This is a genomic window from Ruegeria sp. HKCCD3925, from assembly GCF_057221175.1.
The window spans coordinates 288,201-307,078 of sequence record NZ_JBWVBI010000006.1 but is presented as its reverse complement, the minus strand read 5'-3'; the positions used below and the strand labels follow the sequence as shown (position 1 = coordinate 307,078).

General features: G+C 55.0%; 19 protein-coding genes and 1 pseudogene. 11 read left to right on the top strand and 9 right to left on the bottom strand.

All coding sequences use genetic code 11. The features are described 5' to 3' along the window. Window positions 1-3: 3 nt before the first annotated feature. From AC2TEM_RS16595 to AC2TEM_RS16570, 6 genes are all read right to left on the bottom strand, one after another. A complete protein-coding gene (locus tag AC2TEM_RS16595) occupies window positions 4-1,683 on the bottom strand; it encodes an ABC transporter ATP-binding protein (protein ID WP_480856322.1) in 1,680 nt (559 codons plus the stop codon). Window positions 1,684-1,688: 5 nt separating this feature from the next. Next, the gene (locus AC2TEM_RS16590) at window positions 1,689-2,771 is read right to left on the bottom strand and encodes an ABC transporter permease (RefSeq protein ID WP_170424685.1); all 1,083 of its coding nucleotides are present in this window, start codon (window positions 2,769-2,771) and stop codon (window positions 1,689-1,691) included. Window positions 2,772-2,844: 73 nt separating this feature from the next. Then, on the bottom strand, window positions 2,845-4,209 hold the full coding sequence (locus AC2TEM_RS16585) for a CmpA/NrtA family ABC transporter substrate-binding protein (RefSeq protein WP_170407179.1): 1,365 nt from the start codon (window positions 4,207-4,209) through the stop codon (window positions 2,845-2,847). A gap of 270 nt (window positions 4,210-4,479) precedes the next feature. Beyond that, window positions 4,480-5,649 carry an ABC transporter substrate-binding protein gene (locus AC2TEM_RS16580; protein WP_170424688.1) on the bottom strand — a complete coding sequence of 390 codons (1,170 nt, stop codon included), beginning with the start codon at window positions 5,647-5,649 and terminating at the stop codon, window positions 4,480-4,482. Continuing rightward, complete coding sequence (locus AC2TEM_RS16575) at window positions 5,646-6,230, bottom strand: ANTAR domain-containing response regulator (RefSeq protein WP_170424691.1); 585 nt, start codon at window positions 6,228-6,230, stop codon at window positions 5,646-5,648. The genes AC2TEM_RS16580 and AC2TEM_RS16575 overlap by 4 nt, the downstream gene beginning before the upstream one ends. A gap of 671 nt (window positions 6,231-6,901) precedes the next feature. Further along, a complete protein-coding gene (locus AC2TEM_RS16570; RefSeq protein ID WP_170424694.1) occupies window positions 6,902-7,648 on the bottom strand; it encodes an IclR family transcriptional regulator in 747 nt (248 codons plus the stop codon). Between the two features lie 217 nt (window positions 7,649-7,865). On the opposite strand from AC2TEM_RS16570, the gene AC2TEM_RS16565 reads away from it, so the two are divergent. The 11 genes from AC2TEM_RS16565 (at window position 7,866) to AC2TEM_RS16515 (ending at window position 17,488) form a co-directional block, all read left to right on the top strand. After that, window positions 7,866-8,702 carry a cyclase family protein gene (locus AC2TEM_RS16565; RefSeq protein ID WP_480790547.1) on the top strand — a complete coding sequence of 279 codons (837 nt, stop codon included), beginning with the start codon at window positions 7,866-7,868 and terminating at the stop codon, window positions 8,700-8,702. A 61-nt stretch (window positions 8,703-8,763) separates the two neighbouring features. After that, window positions 8,764-9,108, top strand: a complete 345-nt coding sequence (locus AC2TEM_RS16560; protein ID WP_170424697.1) for a cupin domain-containing protein — start codon at window positions 8,764-8,766, stop codon at window positions 9,106-9,108. An 11-nt stretch (window positions 9,109-9,119) separates the two neighbouring features. After that, window positions 9,120-9,905: an SDR family oxidoreductase gene (locus AC2TEM_RS16555; RefSeq protein WP_170424700.1), complete on the top strand. Its 786-nt coding sequence runs from the start codon at window positions 9,120-9,122 to the stop codon at window positions 9,903-9,905. Between the two features lie 6 nt (window positions 9,906-9,911). Further along, window positions 9,912-10,910 carry a 3-hydroxyacyl-CoA dehydrogenase family protein gene (locus AC2TEM_RS16550; RefSeq protein ID WP_480856321.1) on the top strand — a complete coding sequence of 333 codons (999 nt, stop codon included), beginning with the start codon at window positions 9,912-9,914 and terminating at the stop codon, window positions 10,908-10,910. Next, window positions 10,876-12,156, top strand: a complete 1,281-nt coding sequence (locus AC2TEM_RS16545) for an ABC transporter substrate-binding protein (protein WP_170424703.1) — start codon at window positions 10,876-10,878, stop codon at window positions 12,154-12,156. The genes AC2TEM_RS16550 and AC2TEM_RS16545 overlap by 35 nt, the downstream gene beginning before the upstream one ends. Window positions 12,157-12,206: 50 nt before the next feature. Further along, window positions 12,207-12,935 carry an ABC transporter ATP-binding protein gene (locus AC2TEM_RS16540; RefSeq protein ID WP_170424706.1) on the top strand — a complete coding sequence of 243 codons (729 nt, stop codon included), beginning with the start codon at window positions 12,207-12,209 and terminating at the stop codon, window positions 12,933-12,935. After that, window positions 12,928-13,635: a branched-chain amino acid ABC transporter ATP-binding protein gene (locus tag AC2TEM_RS16535; RefSeq protein ID WP_170424709.1), complete on the top strand. Its 708-nt coding sequence runs from the start codon at window positions 12,928-12,930 to the stop codon at window positions 13,633-13,635. Before AC2TEM_RS16540 ends, AC2TEM_RS16535 begins: the two co-directional genes overlap by 8 nt. Window position 13,636: 1 nt before the next feature. Further along, on the top strand, window positions 13,637-14,500 hold the full coding sequence (locus AC2TEM_RS16530; RefSeq protein ID WP_170424712.1) for a branched-chain amino acid ABC transporter permease: 864 nt from the start codon (window positions 13,637-13,639) through the stop codon (window positions 14,498-14,500). After that, a complete protein-coding gene (locus tag AC2TEM_RS16525; RefSeq protein ID WP_170424716.1) occupies window positions 14,497-15,525 on the top strand; it encodes a branched-chain amino acid ABC transporter permease in 1,029 nt (342 codons plus the stop codon). Before AC2TEM_RS16530 ends, AC2TEM_RS16525 begins: the two co-directional genes overlap by 4 nt. A 4-nt stretch (window positions 15,526-15,529) precedes the next feature. Then, entirely contained in the window at window positions 15,530-16,468 is a 939-nt protein-coding gene (gene kce, locus AC2TEM_RS16520) for a 3,5-dioxohexanoate:acetyl-CoA acetone transferase (protein WP_170424719.1), read from the top strand. Window positions 16,469-16,543: 75 nt separating this feature from the next. Next, window positions 16,544-17,488: a YHYH protein gene (locus AC2TEM_RS16515; protein ID WP_170424722.1), complete on the top strand. Its 945-nt coding sequence runs from the start codon at window positions 16,544-16,546 to the stop codon at window positions 17,486-17,488. Between the two features lie 45 nt (window positions 17,489-17,533). On the opposite strand, the pseudogene AC2TEM_RS16510 reads toward AC2TEM_RS16515, so the two are convergent. The 3 genes and pseudogenes from AC2TEM_RS16510 to AC2TEM_RS16500 all read right to left on the bottom strand — a co-directional run. Beyond that, a pseudogene (locus tag AC2TEM_RS16510) lies at window positions 17,534-17,638 on the bottom strand (nuclear transport factor 2 family protein); the annotation flags it as partial. A gap of 138 nt (window positions 17,639-17,776) precedes the next feature. Continuing rightward, window positions 17,777-17,953: a hypothetical protein gene (locus AC2TEM_RS16505; RefSeq protein ID WP_170402653.1), complete on the bottom strand. Its 177-nt coding sequence runs from the start codon at window positions 17,951-17,953 to the stop codon at window positions 17,777-17,779. Between the two features lie 257 nt (window positions 17,954-18,210). Then, the gene (locus AC2TEM_RS16500) at window positions 18,211-18,852 is read right to left on the bottom strand and encodes a TetR family transcriptional regulator C-terminal domain-containing protein (RefSeq protein WP_170424725.1); all 642 of its coding nucleotides are present in this window, start codon (window positions 18,850-18,852) and stop codon (window positions 18,211-18,213) included. Between the last annotated feature and the right edge of the window lie 26 nt (window positions 18,853-18,878).

Here is an 18,878-nt window from a genome sequence, read left to right as displayed (position 1 = left end):
ATTTCACTCCGCTGCAATCGCCTTGGGGGCGGGTGTTTTTGGTTTGGCGCCATGTTCATATTCTTCGAGGAAATCGAGGACTTCCTGCCTGTAAGCATAGTAATCCGGGTGCTCCAGCAGCGCTTTGCGCGTGCGCGGACGCGGCAGCTCAACCTTGGTGATCTTGCCGATCGTTGCCTGCGGACCGTTGGTCATCATCACCACGCGATCGGCCAGCAGGATCGCCTCATCCACGTCGTGGGTAACGCAGATCGCAGTGACCTTGGTGCGGGACCAGACCTCCATCAGGACTTCCTGTAATTCCCATCGGGTCAGGCTGTCGAGCATCCCAAAGGGCTCGTCCAGCAACAGCAGCTTGGGGGACAGGGCAAAGGCGCGGGCGATACCGACGCGTTGCTTCATGCCGTTCGACAAGTCGGAGGCGGATTTGTCCATCGCGTCAGCCAAACCGACGCGTTCCAGATAGTATTCAACAACATCTTGCCGCTCGGCCATGCTGGCCTTTGGATAGACCTTGTCCACCCCAATCGCGACGTTCTCCTTGGCGGTTAACCATGGGAACAGGTTGGGGGATTGGAACACCACCGCGCGTTCGGGATCGGCCCCTTCGACGTGACGGCCATCCAGCTTGATCGCGCCTTTCGAGATGTCATTGAGCCCAGCCGCCATAGTAAGAACCGTGGACTTGCCACAGCCTGAGTGGCCAATCAGCGAGATGAACTCGCCCTTATCGATCTTCAGTTCGAAATCCTCGACCACGGTCAGAGGGCCTTTGGGCGTCGGATACACCTTGTGAAGCTGCGAGAAGTCGAGGAAGCGGTTGTCGATCAGCCCCTTTTGCGCCTCGGCCACCGCCGTTGGAACACCGTGGATTGGGGTGACATCCGGGAGGATACGCGAGCCTTCGACCTTGGCCTCGATCCCCACATCCATCAGGTATTTGGTGACGTCCGCGCGCAGGCGTTTGAAAGTCTCGTCATTGTTCATGGCTCCACGATCCCGAGGGCGCGGGATTGAGACAGGGAATTCCTGCCCCAGCGTGCCATCCGGGTTCAGGGCAATGATACGGTCGGCCAGTATGATCGCCTCATCAACGTCATTGGTGATGAGGACACAAGTTTTCTTGTCAGCTTCCCAAATATGTTCGATCTCATCGGCCAGATTGGCGCGGGTCAGCGCGTCGAGCGCCGACAGAGGCTCATCCAGCAACAAAACTTCGGGGTTCATCGACAACGCACGCGCCACGTTGACCCGCTGGCGCATCCCACCCGACAGCTCCGCCGGACGGCGTGTGGCGGCATGGCTGAGGCCCACCATCTGTACATAATGCGCGACTTTCTCGGCTTTCTCGGTCTTGCTGAGACCCGGGAAGACCGTATCAACCGCCAGACCCACATTGCCGCTGACCGTCAGCCACGGCATCAGCGAGTAGTTCTGGAAGATCACGCCCCGCTCCGGGCCCGGCCCTTTGATCGGGGTACATTTGAACGTGACCTCTCCGCTGGTTGGGCTATCCAGCCCGGCCATCAGATTGATCAGGGTCGTCTTGCCAGTGCCCGAGAAGCCAAGGATCACCAGAAACTCACCCTCTTGCACGTTAAGATCGATGCCTTTCAGCACATCCGTGCGAGCGGTACCTTCACCGAAGGATTTCGAGGCGTTCTTGAAACTTAGGATGCTCATCGCGCTCACCGGTTGTTTGTGAAGGTAAACAGGGATTGCAGCGCGTACATCACCCGGTCCAGCAGGAAGCCGATGATACCGATGGTGAAGACCGCAACCATGATCTTGGCGAGCGAACTGGAGGAACCGTTCTGGAACTCATCCCAGACGAATTTGCCCAGACCGGGGTTCTGCGCTAGCATTTCCGCCGCAATCAGAACCATCCAGCCGACGCCCAGTGACAGGCGCAGGCCGGTGAAGATCAGAGGCAGGGCAGAGGGCAGCACCAGTTTGGTGATCTTGGTATAGGTGTTCATTTTCAGGACTTTGGAGACATTCACCAGGTCCTTGTCGATGGAGGCTACACCCAAAGATGTATTGATCAATGTGGGCCATAGCGAACACAGGGTCACGGTAATGGCCGAGATCAGGAAGGATTTCGCGAACCAGCCGTCATTGGTGACGTAAACGGCCGAGACGATCATCGTGACGATCGGCAACCAGGCCAGAGGCGAGACCGGTTTGAAGATCTGGATTAGCGGGTTTAGGGCTGCATTTGCAGTCGGAGACAGGCCGGCCGCGATACCAAGTGGGACCGCGATGACGGTGGCGATCAGAAACCCAAAAAACACTGTTTTGATCGAAGTCCAGATTTGCTGGTAATAAGTCGGAGCACCCGTGAAGGCGACCTCTTTCACTTTCTCCGGCTGGCCAGCGTCAATGAATTTCTGATTGCGCTTCTCGACCATGGCCTCGAACTTCGCGCGTTTAGCCGCTTTGGCCTTGGCATCCTGGTTCAGGCTGACCATCTCTTCCCAAACCTGCGCCGGTCCCGGAACCGCGCCGAGAGAGGTCTGCACCTTGGGGGCCAGCGTTCCCCACAGCAACAAGAAGGCGCAGATCGACAACAGTGGCACGATCAGCAACCGCCATATCTCGGTCATCTGAGCGCGGGGATTGTCCCCGGCGGCGGCTTTCAGGACCGGGGTCGCCCAGCTGAGACCCAGAACCTGGAACCATTTGTCGGCTGCATTGATGCGGGTGAAAAGGCGGGCGCGACGTTCCTCTCGGGCAGCGTCTGCGTTGAATTCGGGATCGACCGTTGTCATCTGATGTGTCCTTGCGATGGCGGGGCACTTTGGGGGCTGCGCCCGGCGCGGGCCGGGCGCAGGATTAGGGGAATTAGCCTTGCACGTCCGAGCCGATGATCTTCTGCTCGCCCTTCAGGCCTATGGACAGGCTTTCGAGATAGGCGTTGGGTGTGCGTCCGTCGTAAGCGATGCCGTCAATGATATCCTCGGCCGGGGTCGGCGCTTTGTAACCATCGCTGTCCCAGGGGAAGTCGGCTTCATTCGCCAGACCTTCGTCGACCAGCAAGCGGGCGGCTTCCAAATAGATCTCGGGTTTGTAGACGGACTTGGCGACCTCGTCATACCAGCTGTCGGGCTTGGACTCGGCAATCTGCCCCCAGCGGCGCATCTGCGTCAGGTACCAAACGGCGTCCGAGTAGAACGGATAGGTCGCGTTGTAGCGGAAAAACACGTTGAAATCGGGGACTTCACGCTTGTCGCCCTTCTCATACTCAAACGTGCCGGTCATCGAGTTGGCGATAACCTCATAATCCGCGCCCACATATTCAGCCCGGCTCAGAATCTCGACTGCTTCAGGGCGGTTGGCATTTTCGTTCTCGTCCAGCCACATCGCCGCGCGTATCAGGGCCTTGGTCACTGCCAGAGTGGTGTTGGGGTACTGTTCTGCGAACTCGGCATTGAGACCAAAGACCTTTTCGGGGTTGTTCTTCCACAGCTCGTAGTCGGTAATAACCGGTACGCCGATACCCTTGAACACAGCCTGCTGATTCCACGGCTCGCCCACGCAATAGCCATAGATCGTGCCGGCCTCCAACGTGGCAGGCATCTGCGGTGGAGGGGTCACCGACAGGAACACATCCGCACCAATCTGACCGGTCACGTTTTCAGGGCTGTAGTAACCCGGATGCAGACCACCGGCGGCCAGCCAATAGCGCAGCTCGTAGTTATGGGTCGAAACCGGGAAGACCATGCCCATGTTAAATGGCTTGCCTTCTGATTTGTACTTCTCGACGACCGGGGCCAGAGCCTCGGCGCTGATCGGATGCTGGGGACGGCCGTCGTCCATCACCGGGATGTTCGGCTTCATCTCTTCCCAAATCTCGTTGGAGACGGTGATGCCGTTGCCGTTCAGGTCCATTGAGAATGGCGTGATGATATGGGCTTCGGTCCCATACCCGATGGTTGCGGCCAATGGTTGTCCGGCCAGCATATGTGCGCCGTCAAGCTGTCCGTCAATCACGCCATCCAACAGCACCTTCCAGTTTGCTTGTGCTTCCAGCGTCACGAACAGGCCTTCGTCCAGAAAGTACCCATTCTCATAGGCGACAGCCAGCGGCGCCATGTCGGTCAGTTTGATAAAGCCAAAGGTCAGCTCGTCTTTTTCCAGTTCCAATTCGGCCAGTGCTGGAGACACAAGCGCCGTCGTCGCGGCGAGGCCTAAAAGAAGCTTTTTCATCTCGATCCCTTTCGGTTCAGCCCAACCCCATGGGCAAACAAAAAAGCCGCCGACACAGTCCGCCGGGAGGAGGTGGCGGATGGTCGAGCGGCTTTGCTCTTCTAAGGTGCCCTGGATTGTGGGCGAATTCCGTCGGTGGGCGTCGTTGCCTTCCGATGTCCCGATTAAGTCAGACGCGCAGTGCGACGTCATCATTTTTTGACATCTTCACTTTGAGAATTCTGCAGCGCAGCAAGAAGAGATGCTGCGCTGCAAAAAAATTGTGCAATCTCACCCTGCGGGCTCGAAAATGCGCCGGTCGAAGAAGACGTTCCGAGACAGAATCAGGCTGCCATTGGCTGAGGCAACTGCCGTCGACTCAGACAAAGCTCCTTCAAGTTTCTCGGATGCGCCGGGTGTTTCCACACCAAGCCCTTGCAACTCGCGACGATAGAGATCACTTCGAAAGACCTTGGCTGCTTGTCGTTCCGCTGTACCGACGTCCAGCCCGTTTCTTAGCGCCAATTGATGCGCGACCCATTTTGCCTGACTACGCCACGGGAAGGTGGCAGCACCGTCAAAAAACTCGACAAACCCTTCCACACTGCGTTGCTCGCCGCGTGCAGATATGGCGAACTCACCCATTAACGCTCGGTCGATCAGCTCGGGTGAGACATTGAGGTAGGTTTTGCGTGACAGCATCTCGGACGCGGTTGTTCGGCTGCCCGTGTTTGACAGCCAGCGTCCCGCACGCCATACGGTCCGCATGAGACTTCCCAGCAAATGCGGTTCCGTCTCGGCCCAGTCGTTTCTGACTGCTAACACCTTTTCAGGTGCACAAGTCCAGATCGCCTTTCCGGGCAACAGCAGTGCGCCAACACTGTCGTCCACTGCAAAGGAGCCCCAAGGCTCGCCCACGCAAAAGGCATCGATCTCGCCTCCCGCAAGCGCCTGCGCCATGAGTGGCGGCGGGACGGTGCGGATATCGACCTGTTTTGAGGCCAGTTTGGTTCCCGCAATCCAATAGCGCAGCAGCTCGACATGCATTGAAAATGGGAAAGGCACGCCAAACACCAAGACTTCATCGGCAGCTTTTGCCAGTGCAGCCCCAGCCGCAGCGGCATCGGTGAAATCAAAACCATAGCCCTGGTCGATCAGTCGCTCGGCCAATTGCGTTCCAACACCTATAACATTGCCGTTCAAAGACAGGACAGATACCGCAGATAGCGGTGTCGCGATTCCACCAAGACCCAAAGCCATCGCAACGGGGACAGGCGATAGTAAATGCGCCGCGTCCACATGCCCAAAGGCCAGCATATCGCGCAAAGAGGACCACGATGGCGCCGGACGCAGGTCCAGCGAGATGCCTTCAGCATGGTCGAACCCCATTTCGCGCGCAACGATCAACGGGGCCGCGTCGACAAGCGGCATATACGCGACGGGCAGTGTTACGGTTCTCATGACAACAACCCCGAAGCAGTGACCAAGGCTTCTGCCACCTCGGCGACACGGCGGTTTTGGTTCATCGCGGTATTTCGGAGTAGCGCATAGGCTTCGTCTTCCGAAATGCCCTTGGCTTTCATCAGCAAACCTTTTGCGCGGTCGATCACTTTACGCTCTTCAAGCGCACGGCGGGTTTCTGCAAGTTCAGTCCGCATCTGGCGCAACACCTGAAACCGAGCGATGGCGGTATCGATAACAGGTTTAATTCGCTCAGCTTGCAATCCATCGACAACATAGGCCGATACACCGGCCTCAACAGCAGCTTTTGCCAATCCGCCTGCGGCGCCTGAGACGAACATAGCCACGGGTCGTTCCAATGGGCCCGAAGCAACGGTAAGTTCTTCCAACATATCTCGAGAGGGGTTGTCGATATCAATCAGGACAATATCTGGGCTATGAGTAGCAATTTTCCTTGCCAGCCCGGAGACATTGCCGATTACAGAAACGTCTACGTCTCCGGCTTCTTTAAGAGCATCTACAATCGCAAAGGCTCGTTCTTGGTTCTGCTCGACTACAACGACAGTTAGATGTTGGTTCATAGGGTCACAAGTGAGGCCAAGGCGCATTGGTAGCAATTCCAGCGCCATTTAATGCTTCATCAGGCTGCCGTTCGCCCAATTTTTCAGCTTGATTTCACACTTAGCGGAATACCTGCACAGTTTTTCTACATGCCATCAAAGAATTCTGCCGTGAACTCTACGGAGCGCATCGCATCGATCTTTAGTTTTTGTTTGCACCACTCTTTGGTTTTGGGTGGGTAAATGCACTTCAATCAACGGTTCAAGTTTGAAGGTCCGCTTTCGGCAGCTATAATCATACGGTCCCGCGCCGGCAGAAATTGACCGTTTTCTGCCCCAGGTGCAGGATACGGCGGTCATGATGCGTCTTCATCTGACTTTGAAGCCTTGTGAAGCGAAATGGCGCTTCGTCTGTAGGATAGCCACTCGCATTGATCCCCCTGTATGGTGACTACTCAACCGGAGATCACTTAACGTAATACCGGTTCAGCGATGTTCGCAGTTCGTCATCGCGCCCACAATCACCCAATGTTTGTGAAACTCGCAATTCGAGGCGAGTATCAACCTTGGCGGTCATGTGGAACTAACAGTCATTCGGTTTGCGGAAAGTGTGGACGTTTCCCGACAGAAGTGCGGACTGCTAGAAATGGCTGGTCGCCGAACCCAACCTGCTTCAAGTGGGCCTCTTAAGCTCACTGGAAGGTTTGATGAATGTTTGTGGACGTCTCAATTAGCGCTTGTTCGATGGTTGCTCTTTGCCGTGCAAATCGCGTCGTTGGTACTGGAATTGAGATCGCGTGCAGGTCTCCCACCCAGTCGACAAAAGAAAACCCGATAGCCGATACACCAGCAGAATGTTCTTCCAAATCATAGGCAAGGCCCTGTTCGCGGACTGTATTCAGTTCGGAAAGGAACTCATCCAAATTCCTTTGGATACCGTTCCGTTCCCATTCGTTCTGAATAAGCTTTGTCGCATCTCCTTCATCGAGTTGAGCGAGACAAGCTTTCCCATTTGCAGTGGTGGTCAGCGGAAAAACCTCACCCACTTGCGAAACGGTCGTCAATCGATAGACGCCTGGGACCTGATCTAAGAAAACCATGCCGATACCGCGCATGACGGCTAGGTCTGTGGTTTCCCCGGTCTTTTGGGTCAGTTCCGTCAAAAGCAGACGGCAGTGTTCGACGATGCTGTACTGCGCCGCGACCGCGAGAGCGCTTAGTTCGGGACCGAGCCTCAAACCACCCCCATTTGCATCCGCTATGACAAGGTTTTCCTCGGCAAGAGCGCTTGTGATTCTCTGTACCGTAGAGCGGGGCAGGTCAACACGCTCGGCGATTTTTCCCAAGCTCATTCCGGATTGGTTTTCTTTCAGAACACGCAAAATCGAGGCCGCTCTGGAAATAACCTGAATGCCACCTTTATCCGCTTTTTCAGACATTTAACCTACCTCACCCTGTCTTGGTATCGTAGCTCTGGATACCTAGCGATTTTTTAGTGTTGTATCACAATGCGGTGCAAGTCAACCGTATAGTGAGTTTTTTGGTTGACCATAATGCGGTGCGTATGCATCATCATACGGGACAGGTGGGGAGGCCACCCAGACAATTGAAAAGCGAACACCGCCGCGTTGTCGGCGAACAGAGGAGATGTGCCCAATGGTCAATATCCGTGGCATTGAGTTTCAGGCAAACACCGACAACGACATGGGGCTTGAGTTTTACAACCTGAGCCACAGATACGGGTTTCAGTGCCCCAACTGGCCGTATTTCAAGGACGTCCAGATCGACCGAAAGCACTACATGGCCAAGTCAGGCGTGTTGTCTCAGACAATTACGACGACGATGCACGTGACCACTCATATTGATGCACCGGCCCATGTTGTTCAGGGAACGCCGTTCATCGACGAGGTGCCGCTGCCGCATTTCTTCGGTTCGGGATTGGTCGCCTCGGTTCCCAAGAAGAAGTGGGAGCAAATCACCGGAGATGATCTGGAGAAGGCTTGTGGTCACGCAATCCGCAAAGGCGATGTGCTGATCATCAACACCGGCTGGCACAAGCAGTATGAAGATGGCGACTACTTTGCTTATTGCCCAGGCCTCGTTCCTTCTGCTGCCGAGTGGATGATCGAGAAAGGTGTGAAAGTCGTTGGCCACGATACCCAGGCGAACGATCACCCGCTGGCAACTGCCATCGGTCCGCAGCGAAACGGTCCGATCATGCCACACCTCGAAAAAGAGTATCTTGAGTGGTCAGGCGGCACGCCGTGGGAGGTTGATTTCCCTGAGTGGGAACCGGTTCACAATATGCTGTTTTCCAAAGGCATTCTCGGAATTGAAAACGTCGGCGGCGATCTGGATGCAGTGACCGGCAAGCGGTGTACCTTCGCATTCTTCCCCTGGAATTGGGACCGTGGCGACGGATGTATCATCCGATTGGTTGCGATGATCGACAAGAACCAGTCCTACCGCATCGAGGCTGGTGAAGATTTCTGAACACTCACGGACCGGTCGCCGGTTCACCGGCGGCCGCCACTAAACCTGAGCGGAGATGGACATGCATCTGAAGCGGTTTAAAGATGCCCAGCCCTACGAAGCACCGAACCATTTTGGATGTCATGGGCTGCGCTTACAAGGGTTTGAGGAAGGCGGGCCGACAAATCAGTGGGTCGGCTTCAGTCAGTTCCTTCCGGGCGGTGGCGCAGGGCCGGACTCTACGCCTTTTGAGAAAGTCTACATCGTTCTGGAGGGTGAAATGACCGTTATCGTTGACGGCACAGAAACCATCCTTGGGCCCATGGACAGCTGCACGATCGCACCGGGCGAAGTGCGTAAAATTGAAAACCGTGCCAACCACACCTGCAAAATGCTGGTTGTCATTCCGTATCCGCCAGAAAGCTAAGGACGAAAAAAATGTCTGATCCACTCAAGATGTTTGACGTCAGAGACAACGTCGCATTGATCACCGGAGCTTCGGGCGCATTTGGAATGGTTGCGGCACGCGTCTTGGCCGGGGCTGGTTGCAACCTTCTTTTGGCGGCGGGAAACCATGAGGCGCTCGATAGCATTGCCAAAGAGTGCGAGGCACTTGGTGCAACGGTCGTGACCATCAATACCCGACCGACCGATGAAGCATCGTGTGACGCATTGGTTGATGAGGCCGTCAACACCTTTGGCAAGCTCGATATTCTCGTTGTCGCGTCCGGTATGAACAAAGTTGCTCTGATCAATGACATGGCGCCGGAAACCTTTGGTGCAGTGATGGACGCCAACGTGAACCAAAGCTGGCTTTTGGCGCGCGCAGCGGCAGCGCACATGAAGCAAAGCGAATATGGCAAGATCATATTCGTCAGTTCCGCGCGCAGCACCCTTGGACACCCTGCCGGATACACGGCGTATTGCGCGTCAAAGGCCGCCGTGAACGGGATAACAAAAGCCTTGGGATGTGAGCTGGGTCCGACAGGGATCACTGTCAACGCGATCGCACCGACAGTGTTCCGTTCGCCTTTGACGGCTTGGATGTTTGAAGACACCAACCAAGCGAAGGCAGTGCGCGATGGCTTCCTGACCCGTGTTCCTAAGGGGCGGCTGGGTGAGCCAGAAGATCTTGCGGGTCCGCTCCTGTTTCTCGCGTCGCGCGCATCGGATTTTTACACCGGGCATATCCTGCATGCCGATGGCGGATATACGGCGGGCTAAGGGATGGTGCGTAAGAAACAGCAAATGGCAGTGATTGGTGCTGGCCTGATGGGTCACGGCATTGCCCTTACCTTGGCGAAGGCGGGCCAATATGTCGCCATTACCGATCCCGTGGAAGAAGCGCGCGTCACCGTGCCCAACCGCATTCGCGCCAGTATGGCCGCAATGGGGGATGATGAGGTTACAATCACGAAAACCCTCAAGATGATTGAGATTTTTGCGACGACGGAAGGTACTGTGCGAAACGCTGATGCTGTGTTCGAAGCCGCACCCGAAAAGCTCGAGCTCAAGCAAGCGATCTTTGCAGAGATCGAGGCGCATGCACCAGAAACTTGCATACTCGCGTCGAATACCTCGGTCATGCCAATCACCCAGATCATGTCCGGTTTGCGGCTGAAAAACCGAGCATTGGGAACCCATTGGTGGAACCCGCCGCACATGATCCCTTTGGTCGAGGTCATCAAGACCCAGTGGACAGACCCTGAGATCGCACAGACGATGTTCGATCTGCTGAAAGATGCCGGGAAAACGCCGGTTATGGTCGAAAAAGATGTGCCCGGCTTTATCGGCAATCGCCTTCAACATGCGTTGTGGCGCGAAGCGGTCAGTCTGGTGGAAAACGGTATTTGTGACGCCGAAGCCGTCGATACCGTGATCAAGTCCAGCTTCGGGCGCAGGCTTGCTGTTCTTGGTCCGCTGGAGAACGCGGATCTGGTCGGCACTGACCTGACGCTCGATATCCACGAAAACGTGCTGCACGATCTTGAGGCACAAAGGGGCCCTTCATCCTATCTTAAGTCGCTTGTCGAAGCGGGCAAGCTGGGCATGAAATCCGGCGAAGGGTTCAGGACATGGGCCGAGGGCGAGGCAGATCAGGTTCGCCAACGTGTCGCGAAACATCTGAAAAATCTCGAAAAGACTTTGTTAGATCAATCAAACACTGGCGGGAGGCCGGTGAAGGGAGGACGCAATGACAAGGACATTCAAAACGGCCACCAGGCGTAGTTTCATCGCCGGGGCAACGGCAGCAATTGCGGCACCGGCAATCCTGAGGGCGACGCGTGCTTATGCTGCGAACCCGACCTTGCGTGTCGGCAATGTCAGCCCGCGCACCGGACCGCTGGCTGGTTTTGCCGAGGCTGATGAATACGTGCTTCAGGCCATCCAACAAGTGTTCTCAGCCGGGTTGGACAACAACGGAAAAACTTGGAATGTCGAGATCATCTCGAAAGACAGCCAGTCCAACCCGAACCGAGCAGCAGAAGTCGCCGCAGACCTGATCCTAGGTGATGAAGTTGATATCATCGTGGCGGCGTCAACTCCGGACACAGTGAACCCTGTCGCCGACCAGGCAGAGATCAACGAAGTTCCCTGCATCACTACCGACTGTCCGTGGCAGCCGTATTTCTTTGGTCGCAACGGCGTTCCCGGTGAGGGTTTTGAAACCACCTATCACTTCTTCTGGGGCCTTGAGGATGTGATCGCCGCATTCCTTGATATGTGGGACAAAACTGGCGTGAACAAGACAGTTGGTGGTCTTTTCCCCAACGATGCCGACGGTAATGCTTGGGGCGATGCGGAACTGGGCCTGCCTAAACCGCTCGCCGCCGCCGGTTACACGCTCACCGATCCCGGTCGCTATCAGCCTCTGTCCGATGACTTCTCAAACCAGATCGCAGCGTTCAAGGCTGCTGGCTGCGAAATCGTCACTGGCAACATGATCCCCCCCGATTTCGCAACGTTCTGGAGCCAGGCCGCCCAGCAAGGCTTCAACCCCAAGGTCGTGACCATTGGCAAGGCACTTCTGTTCCCATCCGTCATTGAGTCGCTGGGTGACCGTGGTGACGGGCTATCGACCGAGGTCTGGTGGTCACCGCATCATCCGTTCTCGTCCTCACTCACAGGTATTTCTGCGAAGGACCTTGCCGAAGGTTATACGGCAAAGTCGGGCCGTCCTTGGACTCAACCCCTTGGATTTAAACACGCTCTGTTCGAGGTCGTCGCGGACGTCATCAAACGGGCTGATGATCTGGAAGACCCGTCTTCGATCATTTCGGCAATCACATCCACCAACCTGAACACAATTGTGGGGCCGGTGAACTGGGGTGATGGGCCGATGAACAACGTCACCAAAACTCCGTTGGTCGGTGGCCAGTGGCAGAAGTCCGGAGACGCCTATGAGCTGCAAATCGTAGCAAACAGCACCGCGCCCGAAGTGCCGGTGACAGCAGACATGAAACTGCTGGGTTGACCAGGAATTCGGCACCAAACTTGATGCCGAACCCTCTATCCGAGAGACGCATGACGACGATCTTGAAACTCCAGGACCTGAGCAAGGCATTTGGCGCAGTCACTGTCGCCGATGCTATGAGCTATGAAGTCCAACAAGGCGAAGCGCTTGGGGTAATCGGCCCCAATGGTGCCGGCAAAACCTCGATGTTCAATCTGATCACTGGGACGCTCAAATCAAATTCCGGGGTGATAGAATTCAGTGGGCAGAACGTTACGAAATGGAGCGCGGCAAAGCGCAGCCATGCTGGTATTGCACGTTCTTTTCAGGTCCCGCAGCCATTTTCGGGAATGACCGTTTTTGAGAACGCGATGATCGCCGCCACGCAATCAGCTGGCATGCGTGGGCATCAGGCAGAACGGTTTTGTGTGGAAGTTCTGGACCAGACAGAGCTGCTGCCCAAGGCAAACGTTCTTGCCGGAAGCTTGACATTGCTGGAACGGAAACGCCTGGAACTGACACGCGCTTTGTGTGCCAAGCCCAAACTGCTGTTGCTCGATGAGATTGCAGGTGGTTTGACCGAAGCCGAGTGCAAGTCACTGGTTCAGACCATCAAAGATATCCATGCCTCTGGCGTTACCATCATTTGGATCGAACATGTCGTTCATGCGCTGCTGGCCGTTGTTGACCGCCTGATCGTTATCGACTTTGGCAAGAAGATCGCCGAGGGAGAGCCGCAGGCAATCATGGAAAGCGCCGAAGTCAAAGAAATCTATCTGGGGATCGAAGCTGATGCCTGATCCGATCCTCCAGACACGCGGTTTGAATTCTTACTATGGTGATTTCCAAGCGCTTTATGAGGTCGATCTGGACGTCGGCGAGGGCGAGGTTCTGGCCATCATCGGTGCGAACGGTGCAGGCAAGACAACCCTGATGCGTTCCATCACCGGGTTGCTTGCGAACCAACCGGAGCAGATCCAATACAGGGGCAGGGACATCAGCTGCCTACGCGCAGATGAAGTCGCCGAATTAGGTCTGGCGATGGTGCCCGAAGGTCGTCAGCTGTTTCCGTCTTTATCGGTCAAAGAAAACCTAATGATCGGTGCTCAGGTTGGGCGCAAAGGTCCCTGGGATCTGCAAGCTGTCTACGACCTGTTTCCGATCCTGGATGAGCGCAAAGATCAGGCCTCAACATCGCTTTCGGGTGGCCAGCAACAGATGGTTGCAATTGGGCGTGCGCTGATGGCCAACCCCGATCTGATCCTCTTCGACGAAATCAGCCTCGGACTGGCACCGATCATCATCAAAGACATCTACGAAGCGCTGCCCGGCATCATCGGCGAGGGCATGAGTGCAATCATCGTCGAACAGGACATAACCAAGGCACTGTCGGTTTCAAGCCGGGTCTATTGCCTGCAAGAGGGCCGCGTTTCGCTGGAAAGCGCGTCTGACACCGTTTCGCGCGAAGACATTTCGCGCGCGTATTTCGGGATCGAATAATATGGAATGGCTGAACGCTATCGTGCAGGGAACTTTGCTGGGTGGGCTATACGCGCTGTTTGCTGCGGGTCTGTCGTTGATCTTTGGAGTAATGCGGCTCGTCAATATTGCCCATGGCGATCTGATTGTGTTGGCCGCTTACCTTGGCCTGACCGTCACAATCGCAACGGGGATGCATCCGATGGCGGCGCTGGTGATCGTCGTACCCGCCATGGCGTTGATCGGGTACGCCCTTCAACGGGGCCTGCTGAACCAAACTCTGGGCGATGATATTCTTCCACCCCTGCTTGTCACCTTCGGACTGAGCGTAATCATCCAGAACGGGTTGCTTGAGGTCTACACCGCCGACCCGCAGGACCTTGATGCCGGCGCATTGGAAACGGCAAGCGTCGCCGTCGGAGGGCTTACACTTGGAATCCTTCCGCTTCTGACGTTTGGGATCGCTATCGCGGTGATCTGGGGGCTGCAATGGACTTTCTATCACACCGCACTTGGTCGTGCATTTCGAGCTGTGTCCGACAACCAAGACATCGCACAGCTTATGGGCCTCAATCGTCGGCACATCTTTGGACTGGCCATGGCGCTGGCCCTCGGAGTGACAGCAATCGCCGGTATTCTGCTTGGCATTAGGACCAGCTTTGATCCGTCCATTGGTGGCGGTCGCCTGATCTTTGGTTTTGAAGCGGTCATCATCGGTGGGCTCGGCAACCTCTGGGGCACGCTCATTGGTGGCGTCATTCTTGGTGTCGCGCAAACCATTGGAGCCAAGATCGATCCGGGTTGGCAACTGCTAGCCGGCCATATCGCCTTTCTTGTCATTCTCGCCGTGCGCCCAAACGGCCTGTTCCCGAGGGTTTCCGGATGAACTTCCAAGAATATTCGGTTTCCCGTTCTTCGAAACCAGCCCGCGTTGCTGCGATCCTGGCCGCAATCAGCTTGCTTGTTTTAATTGCAGCCCCATGGTGGGCAGGTCGCGCGGACATGCGCCTGATGGGTGAACTTTTCCTCTACCTATCCCTCGCCACCCTTTGGAACCTCATGGCGGGTTACGCTGGTCTCGTGTCGGTCGGTCAGCAGGCCTATGTCGGCTTCGGTGGCTATATGTTGTTTGCACTGACGATGCTGGGCGGTTTGCATCCATTGGTTGCTATCGCAGCCGCAGGGGTCCTGGGAGCGTTGATCTCGATCCCGGTCGCCGTCCTGATCTTCAGGCTTCGGGGGGCATATTTTGCAATAGGCACCTGGGTCATCGCTGAAGTCTTCCGGCTGAGCTTCGCGCAAATCTCAACGCTTGGCGGAGGGTCAGGATCTTCGCTGCCCGTTGCCATCGTGAAATCACTGGCGTCCGGGCGCGCGATGCGTGAGGCGCTGAGCTATTGGCTGGCACTCGGGGCCGCCGTGCTGGTGGTAACCGCCGTGTATCTCTTCCTGCGCTCGCGCCAAGGTTTGGCGTTGACAGCAATTCGCGACAACGAACTGGCTGCCGGTAGCCTCGGCATCGATATCTGGCGAACGAAGTTCATAGTGTACGTCGTCACGTCGTCATTCACGGCAATGATCGGCGCGCTGATCTTCTTGCAAAAGCTGCGCATATCACCGGATGCCGCGTTCAGCGTCAATGACTGGACCGCCTTCGTCATCTTCATCGTCGTAATAGGCGGCATCGGTACCATCGAAGGACCAATCATCGGCACACTCGTTTTCTTTGCGCTGCGCGAAACGCTGGCCGACCTCGGAACAACCTACCTGATCGTTCTGGGCGTGGTCGCAATTGTCGTGATGCTCAAGGCGCCGAAAGGCATCTGGGGCGTGATCCGTAGCCGCTATGATCTGCAACTTTTCCCGCTGGGCTATCGCGTAAAGCACATCGGACAATCCAAGGAAAACTGAACCCATGGCTCGTCAGAAAAAAACGATCATCACATGCGCTGTAACAGGAGCAATCCACACGCCCACCATGTCAGAGGCGCTGCCATACACTTATGATGACATTGCGAGGCAGGCGATCGAGGCCGCCGAGGCCGGTGCGTCGATCCTACACCTGCATGCCCGAAACCCTGAGGACGGGTCGCCATCGGTTGAACCTAGTGACTTTGCGCCATTCCTGCCGCGCATAAAACAGGCGACAGACGCCGTTGTTAACCTATCGACTGGAGGATCGCTGACGCTGTCCATTCAGGACCGGATCAATCCGGCTAAGACCTTCAGCCCCGAAATGTGCTCAATGAACATGGGCTCGATGAACTTCTCGTTTCACCCATTGGCCAACCGGTATGGCGATGACGATTGGAAATTTGATTGGGAGAAGGACTATGTGGCGAACTCCGATCAGAACATCTTTCGCAATACGTTCCGGGACATTTGCGAGGCGGCGGAAACGCTTGCGCCGCATGATATAAAATTCGAACACGAATGCTATGATGTCGGCCACTTGTACAATCTGAAATTCTGCATGGACATTGGGCTGTTCAAAGCGCCGATCTTCATTCAGTTCATCTTTGGCATCCTCGGCGGCATTGGACCCGAAGTCGACAATCTGATCTTCATGAAACGTACTGCTGACCGGCTGTTCGGTGACGACTATCGGTGGTCGGTCTTGGGAGCAGGTGGAGCACAGATGTCTCTTGCCACGACGGCAAGCCAGATGGGTGGTAACCTTCGGGTCGGTCTTGAAGACAGCCTATTTATCTCTCGTGGAAAACTGGCCGAATGCAACGCTCAGCAAGTCGTTAAAATCCGACGTATTATAGAAGATCTGGGCAGTCAGGTCGCGACCCCAGATGAAGCAAGGGAAATTCTGGACTTGAAAGGCGGAGACCGCGTCGCTTTCTGAAGGTAGGATGACCAATGACTACTCTCTTCGACCAACATTTTTTTGGAGTTTACGAAAGCCCAAGGAGTTTGAGCCATGCGATTGAAAGTTCTGACAATCAGTGCGCTTCTGACAGGATTTACGGCGGTTCAGGCTCATGCGCAAAACGCATCTCGGGACATTACCAATCTCTTGCTCAGTAACCGATCAGCAGATTGTGCAGACTATGCTGGCGTGTATTCCGCTTCAGTGGAAGACGTCACCCGCCAGCAACATTTTAACTCCGAACTCGAAATCTCGGCAGATAGTCAGCAGTGTACTCTTAAGACCAATGGCATTCCTAATCATGATTTCAACGGGCCTACAGCCAACTTCGCCAACGATGTAAGGGAATTGTCAGGCACTTTTCGGGTTCCCAGAAATCCAGAAAAAGCCCCCTACCAAACCGCACTGTCGCAACGGAGTTATGATGCCATTTTGTTGAATGGCGTGCCGGTCGATTTGCTCTCGGCCGGGTGTTATCGCCCAAGCGGGCCGCGAGCAGACAAGAATGGCAACGTTTTGGCGGGGTGTCGAGACACGGATCCTTGGTTGCTCGATCCCCCGTCCTACGATCAGTATTTTGGTGTGGATCTTCACAATGCCCACGCCCAGCCCGACGGAAGGTATCATTACCATTCCAATCCAAATGCTCTGTTTTTGGATCACGACCTTGATAAGCCGTCACCAGTTATTGGCTTCGCAGCTGACGGCTTTCCGATCTACGGGACGATATTCAAAGACAGCGATGGCAAAATTAGACCGGCGATCTCTGGCTATGAACTTAAAACCACGCCGAGACCTGCTCCGCCTAAAGGGCCGGGTGGCACTCCGGACGGGACATACATCGACGACTACGAGTTCACCGGGGCTGGCGACCTGGATGAGTGCAATGGCATGACTGTGGATGGTGAGTATGGATACTATGTCACTACAAGCTATCCATGGGTGCTGAACTGTTTGGTCGGACAACCTGACCAGTCATTTGACAAAAGGCGGTGAGTTGTCTTGGCTCTTCCAATCACCGAAAGTCTATTAGAGTCAAGTTTACAAGCTCTCAAAAACTTTGATGGCGCCATCTGATTTGTCTGTGTGGTGATGGGCAATCGTCCAACTGCCCCCAATACGGCGAAATACGTTTGTGGCTCTGTGTGCGACTTCGACCCGTTTGCTTCAAGGGAGGAAAGTCCCTTTTTCTAATCCAACTTCATAAACAAAGTCACCAAATGTGAAGATGATGCGTTCCTTCATTTCAACCATCCCACATTCAAAAAATTCTGCGGCATTCTTCTATGCAATCCAAATAGCATCCAAGCCCACTTCGCTCCTACCATTGGGGCGCATCGCTGTAACGCCATGGCTAAGTAACCATACGCTGCTCATTGGTCTCGGATTCTTGTTGAACACGCTATTCAGCGCCGAACAAATTTCTTCAGACGCAGCAAGAATTTCGTCGTTTTGTGCCATGAACCTTCTCAGAAACTCAATTTGGCTAACCGCCACGTTAGTTGGTTCGAGACGACCGTGTTCCTGAGACCGCTGTTGGTGATGGCAGTTAGGTCAACGTCAAGGCCATGGCCGGAAGATCGTACGCGGCTTTTTTGCTGAATGTTGCAGCCTGTTCGAATGAACATTATGTGCCACTTCCATGTATCCATCTCTCTGGTTGAAAGACTGATACTATCCACTTCTAAAGTGGCCAGAAAGAAAGCTTGTCGCAAGTTTTACTCAAACAAAAGGGCCCCTTGTAGGTCAAAGTGTTTCGGGAACATTGCGTGCAGAAATCGAAAAACAATTCTCATTGCTTCGTCGCGATCGAATGAATCCGGGTGGAGTAGGTAATCTGTCCACATGCCTTCCAGCATTGCGAGTGTGCCGTGCGTAGCATCCCTAGCAACTTGATTAGGGTGTTCGGTTCCAGCTTCTTTCGCAATTCGAGCGAAAGCGTTGAAAACCAGATTACGAAGCTTAGCATCGCGGGTATCTGAAAACGCTGCGATTGCTGCTCTGTTTCGGGCCTCGCCTCGAAACGCGTACCAAATGGAAACGTTTTTCTTATTGAGAATGGTTTCACTCAAGTCGCCCCGAACAATCATCTCAATATGTTCCTGTCCGGTTTGCCCGGTCGTTTCCAACAAGTCATAAATTCCATTGTAGTATTGTTCGGATGAGTAGCGGGCGGCTTCGTCAACCAAATTGTCCTTGCCGCCAAAATGAAGGTGAATCATTCCGCGGGACAGCTCGGCGCGTTGAATGATTTCGCTGACCGAGGTCTCGGAAATCCCTTTTTCTGCGACCGAGTCGAGTACTGCCTCGATCAGAGAAAGGCGATTTCGCTCGCGTATTTCTTGTCGTCTTCGAGTCATTGGATCAGGCGGCTCTGTTTGTTTTC

Bases quoted from the DNA above. Each gene is read 5' to 3' on its own strand.
- AC2TEM_RS16595 (WP_480856322.1), bottom strand. From the start codon at position 1,683: ATGAGCATCCTAAGTTTCAAGAACGCCTCGAAATCCTTCGGTGAAGGT.
- AC2TEM_RS16590 (WP_170424685.1), bottom strand. From the start codon at position 2,771: ATGACAACGGTCGATCCCGAATTCAACGCAGACGCTGCCCGAGAGGAA.
- AC2TEM_RS16585 (WP_170407179.1), bottom strand. From the start codon at position 4,209: ATGAAAAAGCTTCTTTTAGGCCTCGCCGCGACGACGGCGCTTGTGTCT.
- AC2TEM_RS16580 (WP_170424688.1), bottom strand. From the start codon at position 5,649: ATGAGAACCGTAACACTGCCCGTCGCGTATATGCCGCTTGTCGACGCG.
- AC2TEM_RS16575 (WP_170424691.1), bottom strand. From the start codon at position 6,230: ATGAACCAACATCTAACTGTCGTTGTAGTCGAGCAGAACCAAGAACGA.
- AC2TEM_RS16570 (WP_170424694.1), bottom strand. From the start codon at position 7,648: ATGTCTGAAAAAGCGGATAAAGGTGGCATTCAGGTTATTTCCAGAGCG.
- AC2TEM_RS16565 (WP_480790547.1), top strand. From the start codon at position 7,866: ATGGTCAATATCCGTGGCATTGAGTTTCAGGCAAACACCGACAACGAC.
- AC2TEM_RS16560 (WP_170424697.1), top strand. From the start codon at position 8,764: ATGCATCTGAAGCGGTTTAAAGATGCCCAGCCCTACGAAGCACCGAAC.
- AC2TEM_RS16555 (WP_170424700.1), top strand. From the start codon at position 9,120: ATGTCTGATCCACTCAAGATGTTTGACGTCAGAGACAACGTCGCATTG.
- AC2TEM_RS16545 (WP_170424703.1), top strand. From the start codon at position 10,876: ATGACAAGGACATTCAAAACGGCCACCAGGCGTAGTTTCATCGCCGGG.
- AC2TEM_RS16540 (WP_170424706.1), top strand. From the start codon at position 12,207: ATGACGACGATCTTGAAACTCCAGGACCTGAGCAAGGCATTTGGCGCA.
- AC2TEM_RS16535 (WP_170424709.1), top strand. From the start codon at position 12,928: ATGCCTGATCCGATCCTCCAGACACGCGGTTTGAATTCTTACTATGGT.
- AC2TEM_RS16530 (WP_170424712.1), top strand. From the start codon at position 13,637: ATGGAATGGCTGAACGCTATCGTGCAGGGAACTTTGCTGGGTGGGCTA.
- AC2TEM_RS16525 (WP_170424716.1), top strand. From the start codon at position 14,497: ATGAACTTCCAAGAATATTCGGTTTCCCGTTCTTCGAAACCAGCCCGC.
- kce (WP_170424719.1), top strand. From the start codon at position 15,530: ATGGCTCGTCAGAAAAAAACGATCATCACATGCGCTGTAACAGGAGCA.
- AC2TEM_RS16515 (WP_170424722.1), top strand. From the start codon at position 16,544: ATGCGATTGAAAGTTCTGACAATCAGTGCGCTTCTGACAGGATTTACG.
- AC2TEM_RS16505 (WP_170402653.1), bottom strand. From the start codon at position 17,953: ATGGCACAAAACGACGAAATTCTTGCTGCGTCTGAAGAAATTTGTTCG.
- AC2TEM_RS16500 (WP_170424725.1), bottom strand. From the start codon at position 18,852: ATGACTCGAAGACGACAAGAAATACGCGAGCGAAATCGCCTTTCTCTG.